Source organism: Acidovorax facilis (assembly GCF_050626955.1).
Lineage (GTDB): Bacteria > Pseudomonadota > Gammaproteobacteria > Burkholderiales > Burkholderiaceae_C > Acidovorax > Acidovorax facilis.
Window position 1 is genome coordinate 3593700 of sequence record NZ_CP192460.1, and the last position, 15633, is coordinate 3609332.

Annotated in this window: 12 protein-coding genes; 5 read left to right on the top strand and 7 right to left on the bottom strand. The window is 64.0% G+C overall.

Translation table 11 applies throughout. The features are described from left to right. Positions 1–63 precede the first annotated feature (63 nt). Positions 64–1101: a bifunctional nicotinamide-nucleotide adenylyltransferase/Nudix hydroxylase gene (locus tag ACQ4MJ_RS16495; protein ID WP_431151942.1), complete on the top strand. Its 1038-nt coding sequence runs from the start codon at positions 64–66 to the stop codon at positions 1099–1101. Between the two features lie 79 nt (positions 1102–1180). On the opposite strand, the gene ACQ4MJ_RS16500 is transcribed toward ACQ4MJ_RS16495, so the two are convergent. The 6 genes from ACQ4MJ_RS16500 to ACQ4MJ_RS16525 form a co-directional block, all read right to left on the bottom strand. Continuing rightward, positions 1181–2437: a Zn-dependent hydrolase gene (locus ACQ4MJ_RS16500; RefSeq protein WP_431151941.1), complete on the bottom strand. Its 1257-nt coding sequence runs from the start codon at positions 2435–2437 to the stop codon at positions 1181–1183. Between the two features lie 26 nt (positions 2438–2463). After that, positions 2464–3915, bottom strand: coding sequence for a dihydropyrimidinase (gene hydA / locus ACQ4MJ_RS16505; RefSeq protein WP_431151940.1), 1452 nt, complete (start codon positions 3913–3915; stop codon positions 2464–2466). A gap of 78 nt (positions 3916–3993) precedes the next feature. Further along, complete coding sequence (locus ACQ4MJ_RS16510) at positions 3994–5451, bottom strand: NCS1 family nucleobase:cation symporter-1 (RefSeq protein ID WP_121507475.1); 1458 nt, start codon at positions 5449–5451, stop codon at positions 3994–3996. Between the two features lie 222 nt (positions 5452–5673). Further along, positions 5674–6987, bottom strand: coding sequence for an NAD-dependent dihydropyrimidine dehydrogenase subunit PreA (gene preA / locus ACQ4MJ_RS16515; RefSeq protein WP_431151939.1), 1314 nt, complete (start codon positions 6985–6987; stop codon positions 5674–5676). 32 nt (positions 6988–7019) lie between these two features. Next, positions 7020–8369 (bottom strand): NAD(P)-dependent oxidoreductase, encoded by a 1350-nt coding sequence (locus ACQ4MJ_RS16520; RefSeq protein ID WP_431151938.1) that lies wholly within the window; start codon positions 8367–8369, stop codon positions 7020–7022. Next, positions 8369–8527, bottom strand: a complete 159-nt coding sequence (locus ACQ4MJ_RS16525; protein ID WP_431151937.1) for a hypothetical protein — start codon at positions 8525–8527, stop codon at positions 8369–8371. The genes ACQ4MJ_RS16520 and ACQ4MJ_RS16525 overlap by 1 nt, the downstream gene beginning before the upstream one ends. Before the next feature lie 203 nt (positions 8528–8730). Between ACQ4MJ_RS16525 and ACQ4MJ_RS16530 the strand changes: the two genes are divergently transcribed. Beyond that, positions 8731–9438 carry a TetR/AcrR family transcriptional regulator gene (locus ACQ4MJ_RS16530; RefSeq protein ID WP_176888401.1) on the top strand — a complete coding sequence of 236 codons (708 nt, stop codon included), beginning with the start codon at positions 8731–8733 and terminating at the stop codon, positions 9436–9438. 153 nt (positions 9439–9591) lie between these two features. Here the strand turns inward: ACQ4MJ_RS16530 and ACQ4MJ_RS16535 are convergent, their stop codons facing one another. Beyond that, the gene (locus tag ACQ4MJ_RS16535; RefSeq protein WP_431151936.1) at positions 9592–10479 is read right to left on the bottom strand and encodes a LysR family transcriptional regulator; all 888 of its coding nucleotides are present in this window, start codon (positions 10477–10479) and stop codon (positions 9592–9594) included. 102 nt (positions 10480–10581) lie between these two features. On the opposite strand from ACQ4MJ_RS16535, the gene argC reads away from it, so the two are divergent. The 3 genes from argC (at position 10582) to ACQ4MJ_RS16550 (ending at position 15608) form a co-directional block, all read left to right on the top strand. Next, the gene (gene argC, locus ACQ4MJ_RS16540; RefSeq protein ID WP_228898846.1) at positions 10582–11532 is read left to right on the top strand and encodes an N-acetyl-gamma-glutamyl-phosphate reductase; all 951 of its coding nucleotides are present in this window, start codon (positions 10582–10584) and stop codon (positions 11530–11532) included. A gap of 191 nt (positions 11533–11723) precedes the next feature. Beyond that, positions 11724–13718 (top strand): tetratricopeptide repeat protein, encoded by a 1995-nt coding sequence (locus tag ACQ4MJ_RS16545; protein ID WP_431151935.1) that lies wholly within the window; start codon positions 11724–11726, stop codon positions 13716–13718. An 81-nt stretch (positions 13719–13799) separates the two neighbouring features. Further along, on the top strand, positions 13800–15608 hold the full coding sequence (locus ACQ4MJ_RS16550) for a glycosyltransferase (RefSeq protein WP_431151934.1): 1809 nt from the start codon (positions 13800–13802) through the stop codon (positions 15606–15608). The last annotated feature ends 25 nt before the right edge of the window (positions 15609–15633 follow it).

Genomic DNA, 15633 nt, shown 5'->3' on the forward strand with positions numbered 1-15633 from the left:
CTTTATGGATAAGCGCTAGAAGCCAAAAACACTTAAAAGTTACCCGACAACGACTGGAGACACATGGTCGATACCGCCATCTACATCGGGCGTTTTGAGCCCGTGCACAACGGCCACATGGCGCTGTTGCAGCGCGCGCTCGACAGCGCGCAGCAGGTCATCGTGGTGGTGGGCTCGGCCTGGCAGGCGCGCTCGCCCAAGAACCCCTTCACCTGGCAAGAACGCGAGGCCATGCTGCGCAATGCGCTGCCCGAGGCCGACCGCAGCCGCATGGTGGTGCTGCCCATGCGCGACTATTACAACGAGGCGGTCTGGGTGCAGGCCGTGCGCCAGGGCGTGGCGGGGCTGACGACACCCGGTGCGCGGATCGGTCTGGTGGGCCACTTCAAGGACGCCACCAGCGGCTACCTGAGCGCGTTCCCGGGCTGGGAGCTGATCCATGTGGAGCGCCAGGGCCCCATCGACGCCACCGCCATCCGCGACGCCTGGTTTGGCGCCACACCCGACACGGTGCAGTCTGCTCTCGCCCCCCTGGCCGACCAGATGCCTGCCAGCACCCTGGCCACGCTGACCGAGTTTGCGCAGACCCCGCACTACCTGGCGCTGCAGCAGGAGTGGCAGATGCTGCGCGGCTACCGCCAGGCCTGGGCCGCCGCGCCCTACCCACCCGTCTTCGTGACGGTGGACGCGGTGCTGCGCTGCCAGGACCATGTGCTGCTGATCCGCCGCGCACACGCACCCGGCAAGGGCCAGCTGGCCGTGCCCGGTGGCTTCATCGAACAGCGCGAAACGGTGTGGCAGTCCTGCCTGCGCGAACTGGTGGAAGAAACCCACTGCCACCTGCCCGAGGCCACCATGCGCGCCGCGCTGCAGTCCGTGGCCGTGTTCGACCACCCCGACCGTAGCCAGCGCGGCCGCACCATCACGCATGCGCACTACTTCGACCTGGGGGACGCGCCGTTTCCGCTGGTGCAGGCCGATGACGACGCGATGCTGGTGCAGTGGACACGCATCGACCAGCTGGCGGGGATGGAAGAGGAATTCTTTGAAGACCACTTCCACATGCTGGACCACTTCCTGGGGCTGACGGAGCTGCACTGACAACGTGCAGCCAGACTTCAAGCAAGAACAGCCTCTAGCGCTTATCCAATAAGCGCATAAAGCTATTATTTGAATAGCATCAAGTCCCGGCACGCTCCAGCATGGCATGCAGCAGCACGTTGCACCCGGCCTCGATGTGCTCGGGTTTCGCATCCTCGATCTCGTTGTGGCTGATGCCGTCCTTGCAGGGGATGAAGATCATGCCGCTGGGTGCGAGCTTGGCCATGTACACCGCATCGTGCCCCGCACCCGAGACAGCGGGCATGTGGCTGTAGCCCAGCTTGGCGGCTGCGCGGCCTACGGCCTCCACACACTCGGGCTGGAAGAGTTGCGCGGGGTAGCTCGACACCATCTCGATGTGCACCTGCACGCCGTGTTCTTGGGCCACCTGGTCGGCAAAGGCCTTCACCTCTGCAGCCATCTGGTCGACCAGCGCGTCGGTGCTGTTGCGCAGGTCGATGCTGAACTTGACCCGGCCCGGAATCACGTTGCGGCTGTTGGGGAACACTTGCACCATGCCCACGGTGCCGCGCCCGTGCGGCGGGTGGCGGTGGGCGGCAGCGACTACGTCTTGCATGATGCGCGTGGCGGCCAGCATCGCGTCCTTGCGCAGGGCCATGGGGGTGGGGCCTGCGTGGGCTTCCATGCCGGTCACGGTGCAGTCGAACCAGCGAATGCCGAGCACGCCGCTGACCACGCCGATGGTCTTGTCGTTGTCTTCGAGTACGGGGCCTTGTTCGATGTGGGTTTCGAAGTAGGCGCCGATGGGGTGGTCTCCCGGTTCCTGGTCTCCGATGTAGCCGATGCGCTCCAGCTCGCCCTTCACCGTCTTGCCTTCGGTGTCGGTGGCGGCGTAGGCGTGCTCCAGCGTGAAGGCCTTGGCAAAGACGCCCGAGCCCATCATCACGGGCACAAAGCGGCTGCCTTCTTCGTTGGTCCAGAAGGCGACTTCGATGGGGGCCTCGGTTTCGATGCCGTGGTCGTTGAGCGTGCGGACGACTTCGATGCCTGCCAGCACGCCGTAGTTGCCGTCGAACTTCCCGCCCGTGGGCTGGGTGTCGATGTGGCTGCCGGTCATGATGGGCGGCAGTTTGTTGTTGCGTCCGGGGCGGCGCATGAATCCGTTGCCGATCTTGTCAATGGTGACGGTCATACCCGCTTCGCGCGCCCAGCGGGTCACGAGGTCACGGCCTTGCTTGTCCAGGTCGGTGAGCGTGAGGCGGCACACGCCGCCCTTGGGGGTGGCGCCGATCTGCGCCAGCTCCATGAGTGACGCCCACAGGCGATCGCCGTTGATGCGCAGGTTCTCGATGTCGGTCTTCACTTTGGTGTCCATGGTGTTCTCCGGATGCATTGCAGCGGTCAGCGTGCAACGGCGGTGGGGGCCAGGTCTTGCGCACGTTTTTGCACGGCCTGGAAGTTGGCGCCAAACGCGGGGCGCTTGATGTAGCGGCCCTTGCCCTGCTCCGCCCGCAGGTCGCCGTTGGCAAACACCACGCGGCCCTGGCTGATGGTGTGGCTGGGGATGCCGCGCACGGTGCGGCCTTCAAAGATGTTGAAGTCGCCCTTGCTGAACTGCGTCTTGGCCGAGAAGGTCTTGGTGCCTTGCGGGTCCCACAGCACCAAGTCGGCATCGGCACCTTCGCCGATGAACCCCTTGCGCGGATAGATGTTGAACAGCTTGGCCGCGTTGGCCGAGGTGATGGCCACGAACTCGCTGGGCGTGAGGCGCCCAGTGTTCACGCCACCATCCCACAGCGCGGCCATGCGCTCTTCCACGCCGCCGGTGCCGTTGGGGATCTTGGCGAAGTTCTCCTTGCCCATGGCCTTTTGCGCGGCGCAGAAAGTGCAATGGTCTGTGGCCGTGGTGTGCAGCTGGCCCGATTGCAGGCCGCGCCACAGCGCCTCCTGGTGGCCCTTTGGGCGGAAGGGCGGGCTCATCACGTAGGCGGCGGCCTTGGCGAAGTCGGGATCACGGTAGACACTGTCGTCCACCAGCAGGTGGCCCGCCAGCACCTCGCCGTACACGCGCTGGCCGCGCGCACGGGCGCGGGCAATGGCGTCGGCCGACTCCATGCAGCTCACATGCACCACGTAGATCGGCACGCCCAGCACGTCGGCAATGGCAATGGCGCGGTTGGCGGCCTCGGCCTCGACCATGGGAGGGCGCGACAGCGGGTGGCCTTCGGGGCCGGTGATGCCCATCTTGGCGACCTCCTGCTGCAGCAGGTACACCAGCTCGCCGTTTTCGGCATGCACCGTGGGCATGGCGCCCAGCTCCAGCGCGCGCTTGAAGCTGTTCACCAGGGTTTCGTCGTCGCACATGATGGCGTTCTTGTAGGCCATGAAATGCTTGAAGCTGTTCACCCCCTCCTGCTGCACCAGCGTGGCCATGTCGGCGCGCACCTGCTCGCTCCACCAGGTGATGGCGACGTGAAACGAATAGTCAGCGGCCGACTTCTCCGCCCAGCCGCGCCACTTGCGATAAGCATCCAGGATGGGTTCTTGCGGATCGGGGATCACGAAGTCGATGATGCTCGTGGTGCCGCCCGCCAGCGCGGCGGCCGTGCCGGTGAAGAAGTCGTCCATGGTGACGGTGCCCATGAACGGCAGCTGCATGTGGGTGTGCGGGTCGATGCCACCAGGCAGCACGTACTGGCCGCTGGCGTCCAGCGTCTGCGCACCTGCGGGGGCCTGCGCCGCAGCCCCATCCCCCACGGCCACGATGCGGCCATCGACGCACAACACATCGGCGCGCTGTTCACGGTCGGCGTTGACCACGGTACCACCGCGGATCACAAGGGCTTGGGTCATGGGGGGTCTCCTTCAGGGATGCGGATCAGATCAAAAAAAGGCCCTGCACTGGCACCAGGCCCAGGCAGGGCCAAGGGGTCACTTTTTCTTGGCAGTCAGGTAGTAGTAGGTGCCGGCCACGGCCAGGCTGAAGAACCAGCCAAAGTCAAACAGCGCCAGCAGCAGGCCGGGCACAGCCGCCTTGTCGATCACGCCCGACACAGCCAGGTAGCCCGGCAGGCAGGGCAGCACGCCCAGCGCAAAGGCAATCAGCGCCTGCACGTTCCAGCCATTGCTGTACTCGTATTCGCCGCCGCGGCGGTACAGGTCGTCCACCTTCAGCTCGCTCTTGCGCACGAGGTAGTAGTCCACCAGCAGGATGCCCGCGATGGCGCCCAGCAGCGTGCCGTAGCCGCCCAGCCAAGTGAACAGGTAGCCGCCCGAGGTGGCCAGCAGCTTCCAGGGCATGAACACCAGACCAATCAGCGCGGCGATCAGGCCACCCATGCGGAAGCTGATCTTGGACGGTGCGACCTGGCTGAAGTCATACGACGGCGACACCAGGTTGGCGGCGACGTTGGTGGTCAGGTTGGCCAGCAGGATCACCAGCAGGCCCACGCCCGCAGCCACGCTGCCCATTTGCGTGAGCAAGCCGTCGGGGAACAGTTGCGCCTTGCCGTACAGGATGGCCGAGGCCGAGAAGCCGATCACACCTACCATGGAGAACAGCGCCATGGGAATCGGCAGGCCGATAGCCTGGCCCATGACCTGGTCCTTTTGCGACTTGGCAAAGCGCGTGAAGTCGGGAATGTTGAGTGCCAGCGTGGCCCAGAAGCCGACCAGGCCCGTCAGCGCCGCCCAGGTCTTGGGGCCACCCTCGACCACCTTGGCAGGCAGGTTGAAGAGCTGGCCCGAAGGCACCTTCATCATCAGCACCACCACGAGCACGATGGACGCAATGATCATCAGCGGCGCGGCGATCACTTCGAGCTTGCGGATGGACTCTGGGCCCTTCCAGATGAAGTAGATGTGCACTGCCCAGAACGCGAGGAAACACATGAACTGCGAGGTGCTGATGGTCTGCCCCTCGGCCGGGCCCGCGAGCCCCATACCCAGGATGTTCAGGAAACCATGCAGCGCCAGCGCGCCGAAATAGCAATTGATGGAGAACCAGCCACAGGCCACCAGGCCCCGCAACACGGCAGGCAGGTTGGCGCCTTTCACACCGAATGAAGCGCGCGCCAACACCGGGAACGGCACACCATATTTGGGTCCCACGCGGCCGATCAGCACCATGGGCACGAGCACGATGCAGTTGGCCAGGAACACCAGCCACACCGCCATCTGCCAGGTGAAGCCCTGGTCCAACATGGAGCTGGCCATGGTGTAGGTGGGCACACACACGACCATGCCCACCCAAAGTGCGGCGAAGTCTTTCCAGGTCCAGTGTCGCTGCGCGGCGGTGGTGGGGAGCAGATCTTCATTGGCGAGCGTGTTGGAGGCTCCGCCGGGCATTAGCCCCGCCACGTGGGCAGCGCTGCCGGTACTGTTGGTCATGCCTGTACTCCTGTCAAAGACGTCGTTGGGGTTGCACACAACCCGCCGTCTGTTTCAGCGCCATCACGCTGGCAGATGGCGGGCAAAGGGAAGCGAGCGATGCTAGAGATCACGCAAGAACTGCACCAGATGCAGTGCAGCATGCGTTGCAAATCAGCACCACAACGGGTGCTGTCACAAAGCCTTGCAGGGTCTGTGGCACACGCACGCAGGAGGCGCATATCAAGCCGCTGCAGACACGCGCTGCGGGTTGTTGGGGTGCGTGGTCCAGTTGGCGTATTCGCCGGTCACTTTCTTGCCCGTGCGCACATCAACTTCGCCGGGCGCGAGCGCGCGCATGGTGATGCACTCTGGCACGGGGCAGATCGACACGCACAGGTTGCAACCCACGCACTCGGCCTCGTTGATCTCGAACTTGCGCACGCCACCCTCTTTGGTGAAGGTAATGGCCTGGTGCGAGGTGTCTTCGCACACCACATGGCAGCGGCCGCACTGGATGCAGGCGTCCTGGTTGATGACGGCTTTTTCAATGTGGTTGAGGTTGAGGTTCTTCCAGTCCTTGACCGTGGGCACGGCCTGGCCCTTGAAGTCGTCGAGCGTGGCGTAGCCGTGCTCGTCCATGAAGTTGGACAGCCCATCGCACATGTCCTGCACGATCTTGAAGCCATACACCATGGCCGCCGTGCACACCTGCACCGTGCCGCAGCCCAGCGCAATGTACTCGGCCGCATCGCGCCAAGTGGTGATGCCGCCAATGCCGCTGATGGGCAGGCCCGCAGTCTGCGCATCGCGTGCAATCTCCGCCACCATGTTCAGCGCGATAGGCTTGACGGCCGGGCCGCAGTAGCCGCCGTGCGAACCCCAGCCGTCGGTGCTCGGGCTCATCACCATGCGGTCCAGGTCCACACCCATGATGGAGTTGATGGTGTTGATGAGCGACACCGCATCGGCTCCACCCGCCTTGGCGGCGCGTGCGGGCTGGCGCACGTCGGTGATGTTGGGCGTGAGCTTCACGATCACGGGCAGCTTGCTGTAGTGCTTGCACCAGGCCGTGACCATCTGGATGTATTCAGGCACCTGGCCCACGGCCGCGCCCATGCCACGCTCGCTCATGCCGTGGGGGCAGCCGAAGTTGAGTTCGATGCCATCGGCGCCGGTGTCTTCCACGAGCGGCAGGATGTTCTTCCAGCTCTGCTCCTCGCACGGCACCATGAGCGAGACGATCATGGCGCGGTCCGGCCAGTTGCGTTTGACGCGCTTGATCTCTTCGAGGTTGGTCTGCAGCGGCCGGTCGGTGATCAGCTCGATGTTGTTCAGGCCGATCACACGGCGGTCTTGCGACATCAGCGTGGAGTAACGCGGGCCGTTGACGTTGACCACCGGTGGGTCTTCGCCCAGCGTCTTCCACACCACGCCGCCCCAGCCCGCCTCGAAGGCGCGGGTGACGTTGATCTCCTTGTCGGTGGGCGGTGCGGAGGCCAGCCAGAAGGGGTTGGGACTTTGGATGCCCAGGAAATTGCTGCGAATGTCTGCCATGGGGTGCTCCCGTGAAAACTGGGTGAAGGGGTTCAGGCCATCAGTGCGGCGTGGATGGAGACAGCGGCCACCTTGCCGTGCTCCACCGCTTCCACCGTGAGGTCGCGGCCGCCCACGCGGCAGTCGCCACCGGCCCACACACGCGCCAGGCTGGTCTGGCCTTCGGCATCGGTGGCGATGCGCCCGCCCTCTAGCGCAATGCTTTTGCCCACAGGCTCGGCCACAAAGGTCTGGCCGATGGCCTTGAGCACCATGTCGGCATCGAGCGTGAAGGTTTCGCCGGTTTCCACCAGCTTGCCGCCGCTCAGCGCCGTGGCGGCAAAACGCACGCCCTTGACAGCGCCGCCTTCGCTCAGCACCTCTTTCGGTGCAGCCCAGTGGCGGATGGTCACGCCGTTCGTCTGCGCCCATTGCTGTTCCACGGCCGATGCCGACATGGCCTCTGCGCCCCGGCGGTAGACGATGGTCACTTCTTCCGCGCCCAGCTTGCGCGACTGCACGGCAGCATCCACCGCTGTCATGCCGCCACCAATCACCACCACCCGGCGGCCCACGGGCAGGGTCGAGAGGTCGACGCTCTGGCGCAGCTCGGCAATGAAATCCACGGCATTGCGCAGTCCGGTGGCGGTGGGCTCGGCCACGCCCAGCGCGTTCACGCCCTGCAGGCCCAGACCCAGGAACACCGCGTCGTAAGCACCCAGCAGGCTGTCGAGCGTGATGTCACGGCCCAGTTGCTGGCCCGTGCGCACCTCGATGCCGCCGATGGACAGCAGCCACTCCACCTCCTTCTGCGCGAAGTTGTTGGTGGTCTTGTAGCTGGCCAGGCCATATTCGTTGAGGCCGCCGAGCTTGGGGCGCGCCTCGAACAACACCACGTCATGCCCCCGCACGGCCAGGCCATGCGCACAGGCCAGGCCCGCCGGCCCTGCGCCCACCACGGCCACGCGCTTGCCGGTAACGGCTGCGCGCTGGAACAACGGTGCACCGGGCTTTTCAAAAAATGCGTCAGTCGCATAGCGCTGCAGCGAGCCGATCTCCACCGGCTTGTCCTCGTTGGTGTTGCGCACGCAAGCCTGTTCGCACAGCACTTCGGTGGGGCACACGCGGGCGCACATGCCGCCCAGCGGGTTGGCCTCCAGGATGGCACGGGCAGCACCCCGGTTGTTGTCCTGCGCAATGCGGTGGATGAACGATGGGATGTCGATCCCCGTGGGACAGGCGGTGGCGCAGGGCGCATCGTGGCAGTAGTAGCAGCGCTCGGCCTCGATCAGGGCCTGGGGTTTGGTGAGCGGCGGGTGCGCATCACTGAAGTTGGCAGCGTAGTCGGCCAGGTTCAGGCGTGCGGCATGAATGCCGCAGGCACGGCTTGCGGGTGTGTCCATCAGGTTTCCTCCGAGAGGGTCAGGGTGGGGGTCTGGGCGCAGGCCATGCAGACGCTCCAATGCGCCCGTGCCACGCAGCGCTGGCTGCGCATGCGGCTGGGGCCAGCCAATGCAGCGCAGGCGCAGGCGCCTGTGCTTGCAAACTTCGGAGGTTTCATCGTGGGCCTCGCTGTAGGATTCAGGTGCCCGCTGCTTTGGCGCAGCGGTGCCCTGTGTGGTGGGTCAATTTACCAACCCGTAAAAATTTACCAATTGGTAAAATCCCTAGAGCAAACCCCGTGCCAGCCAAATCGCCACAAATCTCCGTCTCACGCCAGCGAAATGCCAGTTTTTGGCCCCTGGCTTGTTCCACAATGGTGCGATGACCGACGCCCGCCCGTCCCCCGCAGACACCGCCCCCCGCGCTCCCAGGACAACGCGCGCCACCTCCAGCGACGAGACAACGCCCCGCGCGCCCACCGCCTCGCGCTTGCTCAAGGAACAGGGCATCCTCACTGAGGCCGAGAACCACTTTGCGCAGTTCGGCTTTGAGGGCGCCTCGCTGGAAAACATCGCAGCCGCCATCGGCATCAGCCGCCACAACCTGCTGTATTACTTTCCGAGCAAAGAGGCGCTGTACCAGCGTGTGCTCGACGACGTGCTCACCCAGTGGCTGGCCGGGATGGAAGACTTGTCGCACAGCGACGACCCCCAGCAGGCGCTGCGGCGCTATATCCGCGCCAAGCTGCAGTATTCGCGCACGCGCCCCCAGGGCGCCAAGGTCTTCACCAAAGAGGTGATTGCCGGTGCACCACGTTATGGCAACGCCATCATCGAGCGCGTGGCGCCGCTGCTCAAGACCGAGGTGCGCACCTTCGAACGCTGGGCCCGAGAAGGCCGCATCGCCAAGGTCAACTTCACGCACCTGATGTTCATCATCTGGTCGGTCACGCAGGCCTATGCGGAGCAGGAGGCCCAGTTCGCCCTGCTGCTGGGCAAACCGGCACTGACAGAACGCGACTACGAAAAGGCCGAGGAGCTGATCGTGCGCATGGTGCTCAGCGCGCTGGCGCCCGAGAACCCCCTCTGAAGCAGCCACCAACGCTACTATATTGATAGCTACTTGCGCCTTATAGATAAGCGCTAGAGCCTATTTTTATCTGTAATTTGTGCATCCGATCTTGCGCCGCATGGTGAGCAACACGACGGACATGGGCGGTACCGCCCCCGCCTTGCCACTGCCCTACCCCTGCTTTTGCTGCCACAGCACATCCAGCACATGCTGGGTGGCCCGCTCGACTGGCCCTGCACGGTGCGCGATACCCAGCGGCCGCCACAGGCGGGGCTGCAGCGGCAGCATGCGGATGCGGGGGTCCCGTGGCACGGAGGTGGAAGCCTCTTGCGGCAGCAGCGTTGCACCATAGCCTGCCGCCACCAGGCTTTTGATGGCGTCGTTGTAGTTCAGCTGGATGCGCGCCTTGGGGTGTTCGCCGGCTTGCGCAAACCACTCGCCCGTCAGCCGTGACAGGCTGGTGCCATCGTCGTTGAGGATCAGCGGCTGGCTCGCCAGCCAGCCGGGAGTGACCCGCGCGGGCGAAGGCCAGGTGGACGGCACAAACGCCATGACTGGGTCGCGCCGCCACGGCAGCACCGCCACACCGCGCAGGGCTGCCTGTGGCAGGGCCACCAGGCCCACATCCAGCACACCATTGGCCAGCCGCGACATGGTTTCGTGCGAAGTGAGCACGGCCACCTGCACGTCGATGCCGGGGTGGTGCTGGCCCAGCGCCTCCAGGGCCTGGGGCAGCAGGTGTGCAATGGCCCCCGTGGAGGCGCCCAGGCGCACACGCCCCGCCAGCCCCTGCACCTGGCGTTGCACCAGGTCCATCGCTTCATCCGCGTCCGCCAGCAAGCGCCGCGCACGTTCGACCAGCACCTCACCCACGGCGGACGGACGCACCTCGCCCCGCCTGCGCACCAGCAATGGCGCACCGATGTGGGCCTCCAGGTCCGCGATGTGCAGGCTCACCGTGGGCGGCGCCAGGTGCAGCGTGCGCGCGGCTTCTGCGAAGGAGCCCAGGTTGGCGATGGTGACCAGGGTGCGCAGCCGGTCAAGATTGAGTTCGCGCATGACGTTCAGTAAACCTGATCCTGATGTTTGTGAAATTCAACTTTTCAAAGTTTAGACCGGGACCGAAGATTCCACATCCCCTCCATTGCAGGAACCCGCCCCATGACCACCCCACCCCTTGTCTTCATCGATGGCGACCAAGGCACCACCGGTTTGCAGATCCACGAACGCCTGCGTGGCCGCACGGATCTGCAGCTGCTGACCCTGCCCGAGGCCGAACGCAAGAACGCCACCCGCCGCGCCGAGGCCATCAACAGCTGCGATATCGCCATCCTGTGCCTGCCCGATGCCCCTGCCCGCGAAGCAGCCGCCTCCATCGTCAACCCCGCCGTGCGCGTGATCGACGCCAGCTCGGCGCACCGCACGGACCCGCAGTGGGTGTATGGCTTTCCAGAGATGGGCGCTGCCCAGGCCGCGCGCATTGCTGGCGCCAAGCGGGTCAGCAACCCAGGCTGCTACCCCACGGGCGCCATCGCCCTGCTGCGGCCCCTGGTGCAAGCGGGGCTCGTGCCCGCTGACCTTCCCATCACCATCCACGCGGTGTCGGGGTATTCGGGCGGCGGACGGGCTCGCGTGGACGAACATGAAGGCACGAACGCTGCCAACGCCCCGGCCTTCCAGCTCTACGGCCTGGGCCTGGAACACAAGCACACGCCGGAAATCGCCCTGCATGCCGGGCTGTCGCAACGCCCGTTTTTTCTTCCGGCCTATGGTTCGTTCCGCCAGGGGATTGCGCTCACCATTGCGCTGCATCTGCGCCAGCTGCCCGCAGGCACCACCGGAGAGCGTTTGCACGCTTGCCTGGCCCAGCACTTTCTCGGTGCGGACCATGTTGAAGTCCTGGGCCTGGCGCAAGCGCAAGACACCCAGCACCTGGACCCGCAGGCCCTCAACGGCACCAACCAGCTGCAGTTGGGCGTTTTCAGCAACGCCCGCCATGGCCAGGTGCTGCTGACTGCCGTGTTCGACAACCTGGGCAAGGGGGCATCGGGGGCGGCGGTTCAGAACCTGGATTTGATGATCGGACGGGGCCCACAGAAATCCCAACCGTAACCGCCCTCCGGAGACAAGACAGACATATGCGGTCACGCCCAAAGCGGCCGGCACTACAAACCACCGCAGCGCGCTCCATCTAACGGCTCTCTTCTGCGACATTTTTCACGATTTGAGACGTTTTTTGGTCTGCTAAACTGGTTCGGTCTACCGTCCCACCTGGGCTCTGGCCCTCCTCCAAACGCCCTTCCATGGCCCAATCCGGCAAAGCCCCCTACTTTTTCGCCCTGGTTTTGGTATTGGCTGTGCTGGGCGTGTATGTGCCAGGACTGAACAACGAGCTGCTGTTTGACGACATTCGGCTCACGGAAGGCTCCATCTTTAGTGGCTATGGCAGCCTGCTCGACCTCAAGGCGCGCATGGTCTCGTACGGCAGCTTCGTCTGGGTGGACCAGATCGCAGGCGCTGGCTGGTGGAAGCAACGCATCGTCAACATTGCCTTGCACCTGGGTGTGGTGGCTGCCATGTATGCGTTCTTCAAAGCGCTGATGGCCAGCACCCGTTTCCCGCAGGACATGGAGGACCAGGCGCACTTTGCCGCATCGCAAAGGGCTGCATTGCAGGTTGGGGTGGCATTGTTTGCACTCCACCCCATGGCGGTTTACGCGGTGGGCTACCTGATCCAACGATCCATCCTCATGGCAACCCTGTTTGCCGTGCTCGCATGCTGGGCCTTTGTGCGTGGGCTGCAAACCAAGCGAATGGTCTGGTACGCAGGCGCACTGCTGGCCTATCTGCTGGCCATGTTGTCCAAAGAGCATGCTGTGATGACCGCCGCCCTGACCATTCCTATCTACATCCACATACGGCGCCCCAGCTGGAAGAGCATTGCCGTCGTGTTGGGTGCTGCACTTTTGCTGATGGGCGTGGCCACTGCCGCACTGCTGCACTTTCGCGGCGACTTGATTGGTCAGCTCTTTGATGCGCAATCTGTGGCCTTTGCGCAGCAGCTCGAAGCGCTTCGCCCGGGCATTACGCAGCAGATTTTTCCCCTGAGCATCCTGAATCAAGCAGGGCTCTTCTTTGCATACGGGCTGCTCTGGATCGTGCCCTATGTTGGCTGGATGTCTATCGACCTGCGTCCCGCCTTTCCGCTGGGCTTTGCATCGTCCTGGCACCTGGCTGGTGCGGTGGCATATCTGGCGCTCTTTGCAGGGGCCGCGTGGCTGCTGCTTCGTCGCACAGGCGCATTGAGTCTTGCTGCGGTACTCCTTCTTTTTCCACTTTTGTGGTTTGCCACGGAGTTCATCACCGTCTGGGTGCAAGACCCTTTTGTGCTTTATCGCAGCTACCTGTGGGCAGTGGCGCTTCCTGGCTTGCTGGCGATTGTGCTCACCGGCTTCAAGCCCAAAGCAATCTATGCCTTGGGCGCTGTGCTGGGGTTGTTGTTTGGGGCGCTGGCCCTGGAGCGCAACCTTTCTTTGAGCGACGAAGTCGCCGCATGGACCGATGCCGCCGAGAAGATTGATGTCAAAGCCCCCGCCAATGCCGTTGGGCGCAGCCGCCCTTTTCTGAATCTGGGGGCCTACTACCTGCGCAAGGGCATGACAGACCAAGCGCAGTGGAACCTGTCTACTGCGGCAGCCCTTGGAGACCTGGGCGAACTGGGACGCAGTGCACGCTTTAACGCGGGCGTGGTTCTGCAGCTCAAGAAAAAGCACGCGGAAGCACTTCAGGCTTTTGCCGCGGCAGAGGCGCAGGGGTACACAGAGCCCGCCCTGTATTACCACCGAGGCGAATCCCAAGCAGCGCTGGGGCAACTTGCACACGCGCTGGAGAGCTTCAACACTGCCGTGGCCAAGGCTGAAAAAGATCCTCAACTGCGGAGTACGGTACCCACAGTGCGCATACGGCTGGTGGAGACCGCGATGGCCCTGCAAAGGTATGACGAGGCCATCAGCGGTTTTAAGGTGCTGCTGCAGACAAACCCCAAAGATCCGCGCCTGCTGCTCGGCCTTGGCATGGCACGGGTGGGCAAAGGCGAGACCAAGGCAGCCATTGAGGTGTTTGATCAACTCATTGCCACCAACCCCGGTGCCCCGGTCTACTACGGCCGCGCCATCGCCCACCACCAAGCGGGCCAGCAGGCAGCAAGCTTGAGTGACATCGATCAGGCCATCAAGCTGGACCCTCGGAACCCGCAGTACAACCAGATGCGTGCCGTCATCGCTGCCCCAAAGAAGTAGCACAAGTAGCGACCAGACAGGCAGGCTGTGACTTTGCGCGTATTACACATTGGCAAGTTTTATCCCCCGCACCGAGGGGGGATGGAAGTGTTTCTTGCCGACCTGATTCAAGAGCAGCGGCGCCAGGGCCTGGATGTCCATGCATTGGTGCACGGCGATCCCCTGCCCGATGATCCCGTCTGGTTGCAGCGGGTGCCTGTGCAGTTCAGCGTGATCTACGCACCCATCGCACTGGGATTTCGAAGAGCCCTGGCACAGGCCATTCAGCGCATCCAGCCCGATGTGCTGCACCTGCACATGCCCAACAACTCTGTTTTCTGGGCGCTCACCCTGGCGCAGGCGCGCGACATTCCGTGGGTGGTGCACTGGCATTCCGACGTGGTGGTATCACGCATCCGCACGGCAGTTGCCATCGCCTACCGCCTTTACAGGCCTTTTGAACAAGCCGTACTCAGCCAGGCGGCGCGGGTCATTGCCACATCCACGCCGTACCTGGAAGCCAGCGAGCCGCTTCGAACATGGCGGGACAAATGCGATGTAGTTCCCCTGGGCCTGGATTGCACGAACCCGGCACCACCCGACGACACCGAACCGCTGAAAAGCTGGTCAGCCGAAGATGGCGGCGCACTGCGCCTGTTGTCGATCGGGCGCCTCACCTACTACAAAGGTTTTGAGACACTGGTCCGCGCTGTGACGGGCCAGCCAGGGCTGGAACTGCTGATCATTGGAGAAGGCGAGTCCCGCCAAGAGCTGGAGACCCTCATTGCAACCCAAACCCGGTCCGGCGAGCCGCCCAATGTGCGCCTTTTGGGGAACGTGGGTGACAACGAGAAACATGCCCTGCTTCAGAGTTGTGACGTTTTCTGCCTTGCTTCGTGCGAACGGACCGAGGCCTTCGGAATGGTGCTGCTAGAAGCCATGCACCATGCCCGGCCTTGCATCGTGAGCGACCTGCCCGGATCCGGCATGCCCTGGGTCGTCTCAAAGGCCGATGCTGGCTTGCGCGTTCCTCCGGAAGACGGTATTTCGGGCTGGCGGGCGGCGTTCCAGCACTTGCAAGACCAGCCCGAACAACGCGCGGCATTTGGTGCGGCGGGACAGCGTGCCTTGCTTGAATATTTCTCCATTGCCGCCTGTGCAACAGCGCTCGCCACCAGCTATAAGCTGGTGACCCCAGAGGCGGAGAAACCAGCTCGGGGCAAGGACCTCCTGGTGGTAATCCCGGCGCGCAACGAAGCCGGCACCATCGGCAGCGTGCTGCAGCATCTGCATGCGCAGGGCTGGCACGATGTGCTGGTCATCAATGACCAGAGCACGGACGATACGGCAGCCATTGCCAGCGCGGCAGGTGCCCGCGTGCTGAATCCTGTGCTCCCCATGGGCGCATGGGGTGGCATGCAAGCGGGGATTCGCTATGCGTTGCTGCATGGCTACCAAGCAGTCATCACCATGGATGCCGATGGCCAGCATGAGGTCAACGAGATTCCTGTTTTGCTGCGAGCGCGGGATCAGGCCGACCTGGTGATAGGAGCCTACCCAGAGCGCGCCAGTCGCACGCGGCAACTGGCCTGGAACTGGTTTCGCCACCTGGCAGGTTTTGACTTGCGCGACCTCACCTCGGGATTCAGGCTCTGCAACGCCGAAGCCATGCAGGTACTCGCATCGCGTGAAGCCACCTTGCTGGACTATCAGGACCTGGGCGCCCTGCTACTGGTGCGCCGCGCCGGCTTGCGTATTGTCGAAGTGCCCGTTTCCATGAATCTGCGCGCGGTCGGCAAGTCGCGAATTTTCAACTCATGGTTCAGTGTGGCCAAGTACATGGCGGCCACCACGCTGCTATGCCTTGCGCGGTGGCAAGTGCGCCGAGCAAGCCGTCGCGCTGCTCCTTGATTCTCAGCAGCGTTTCATTGGCCAA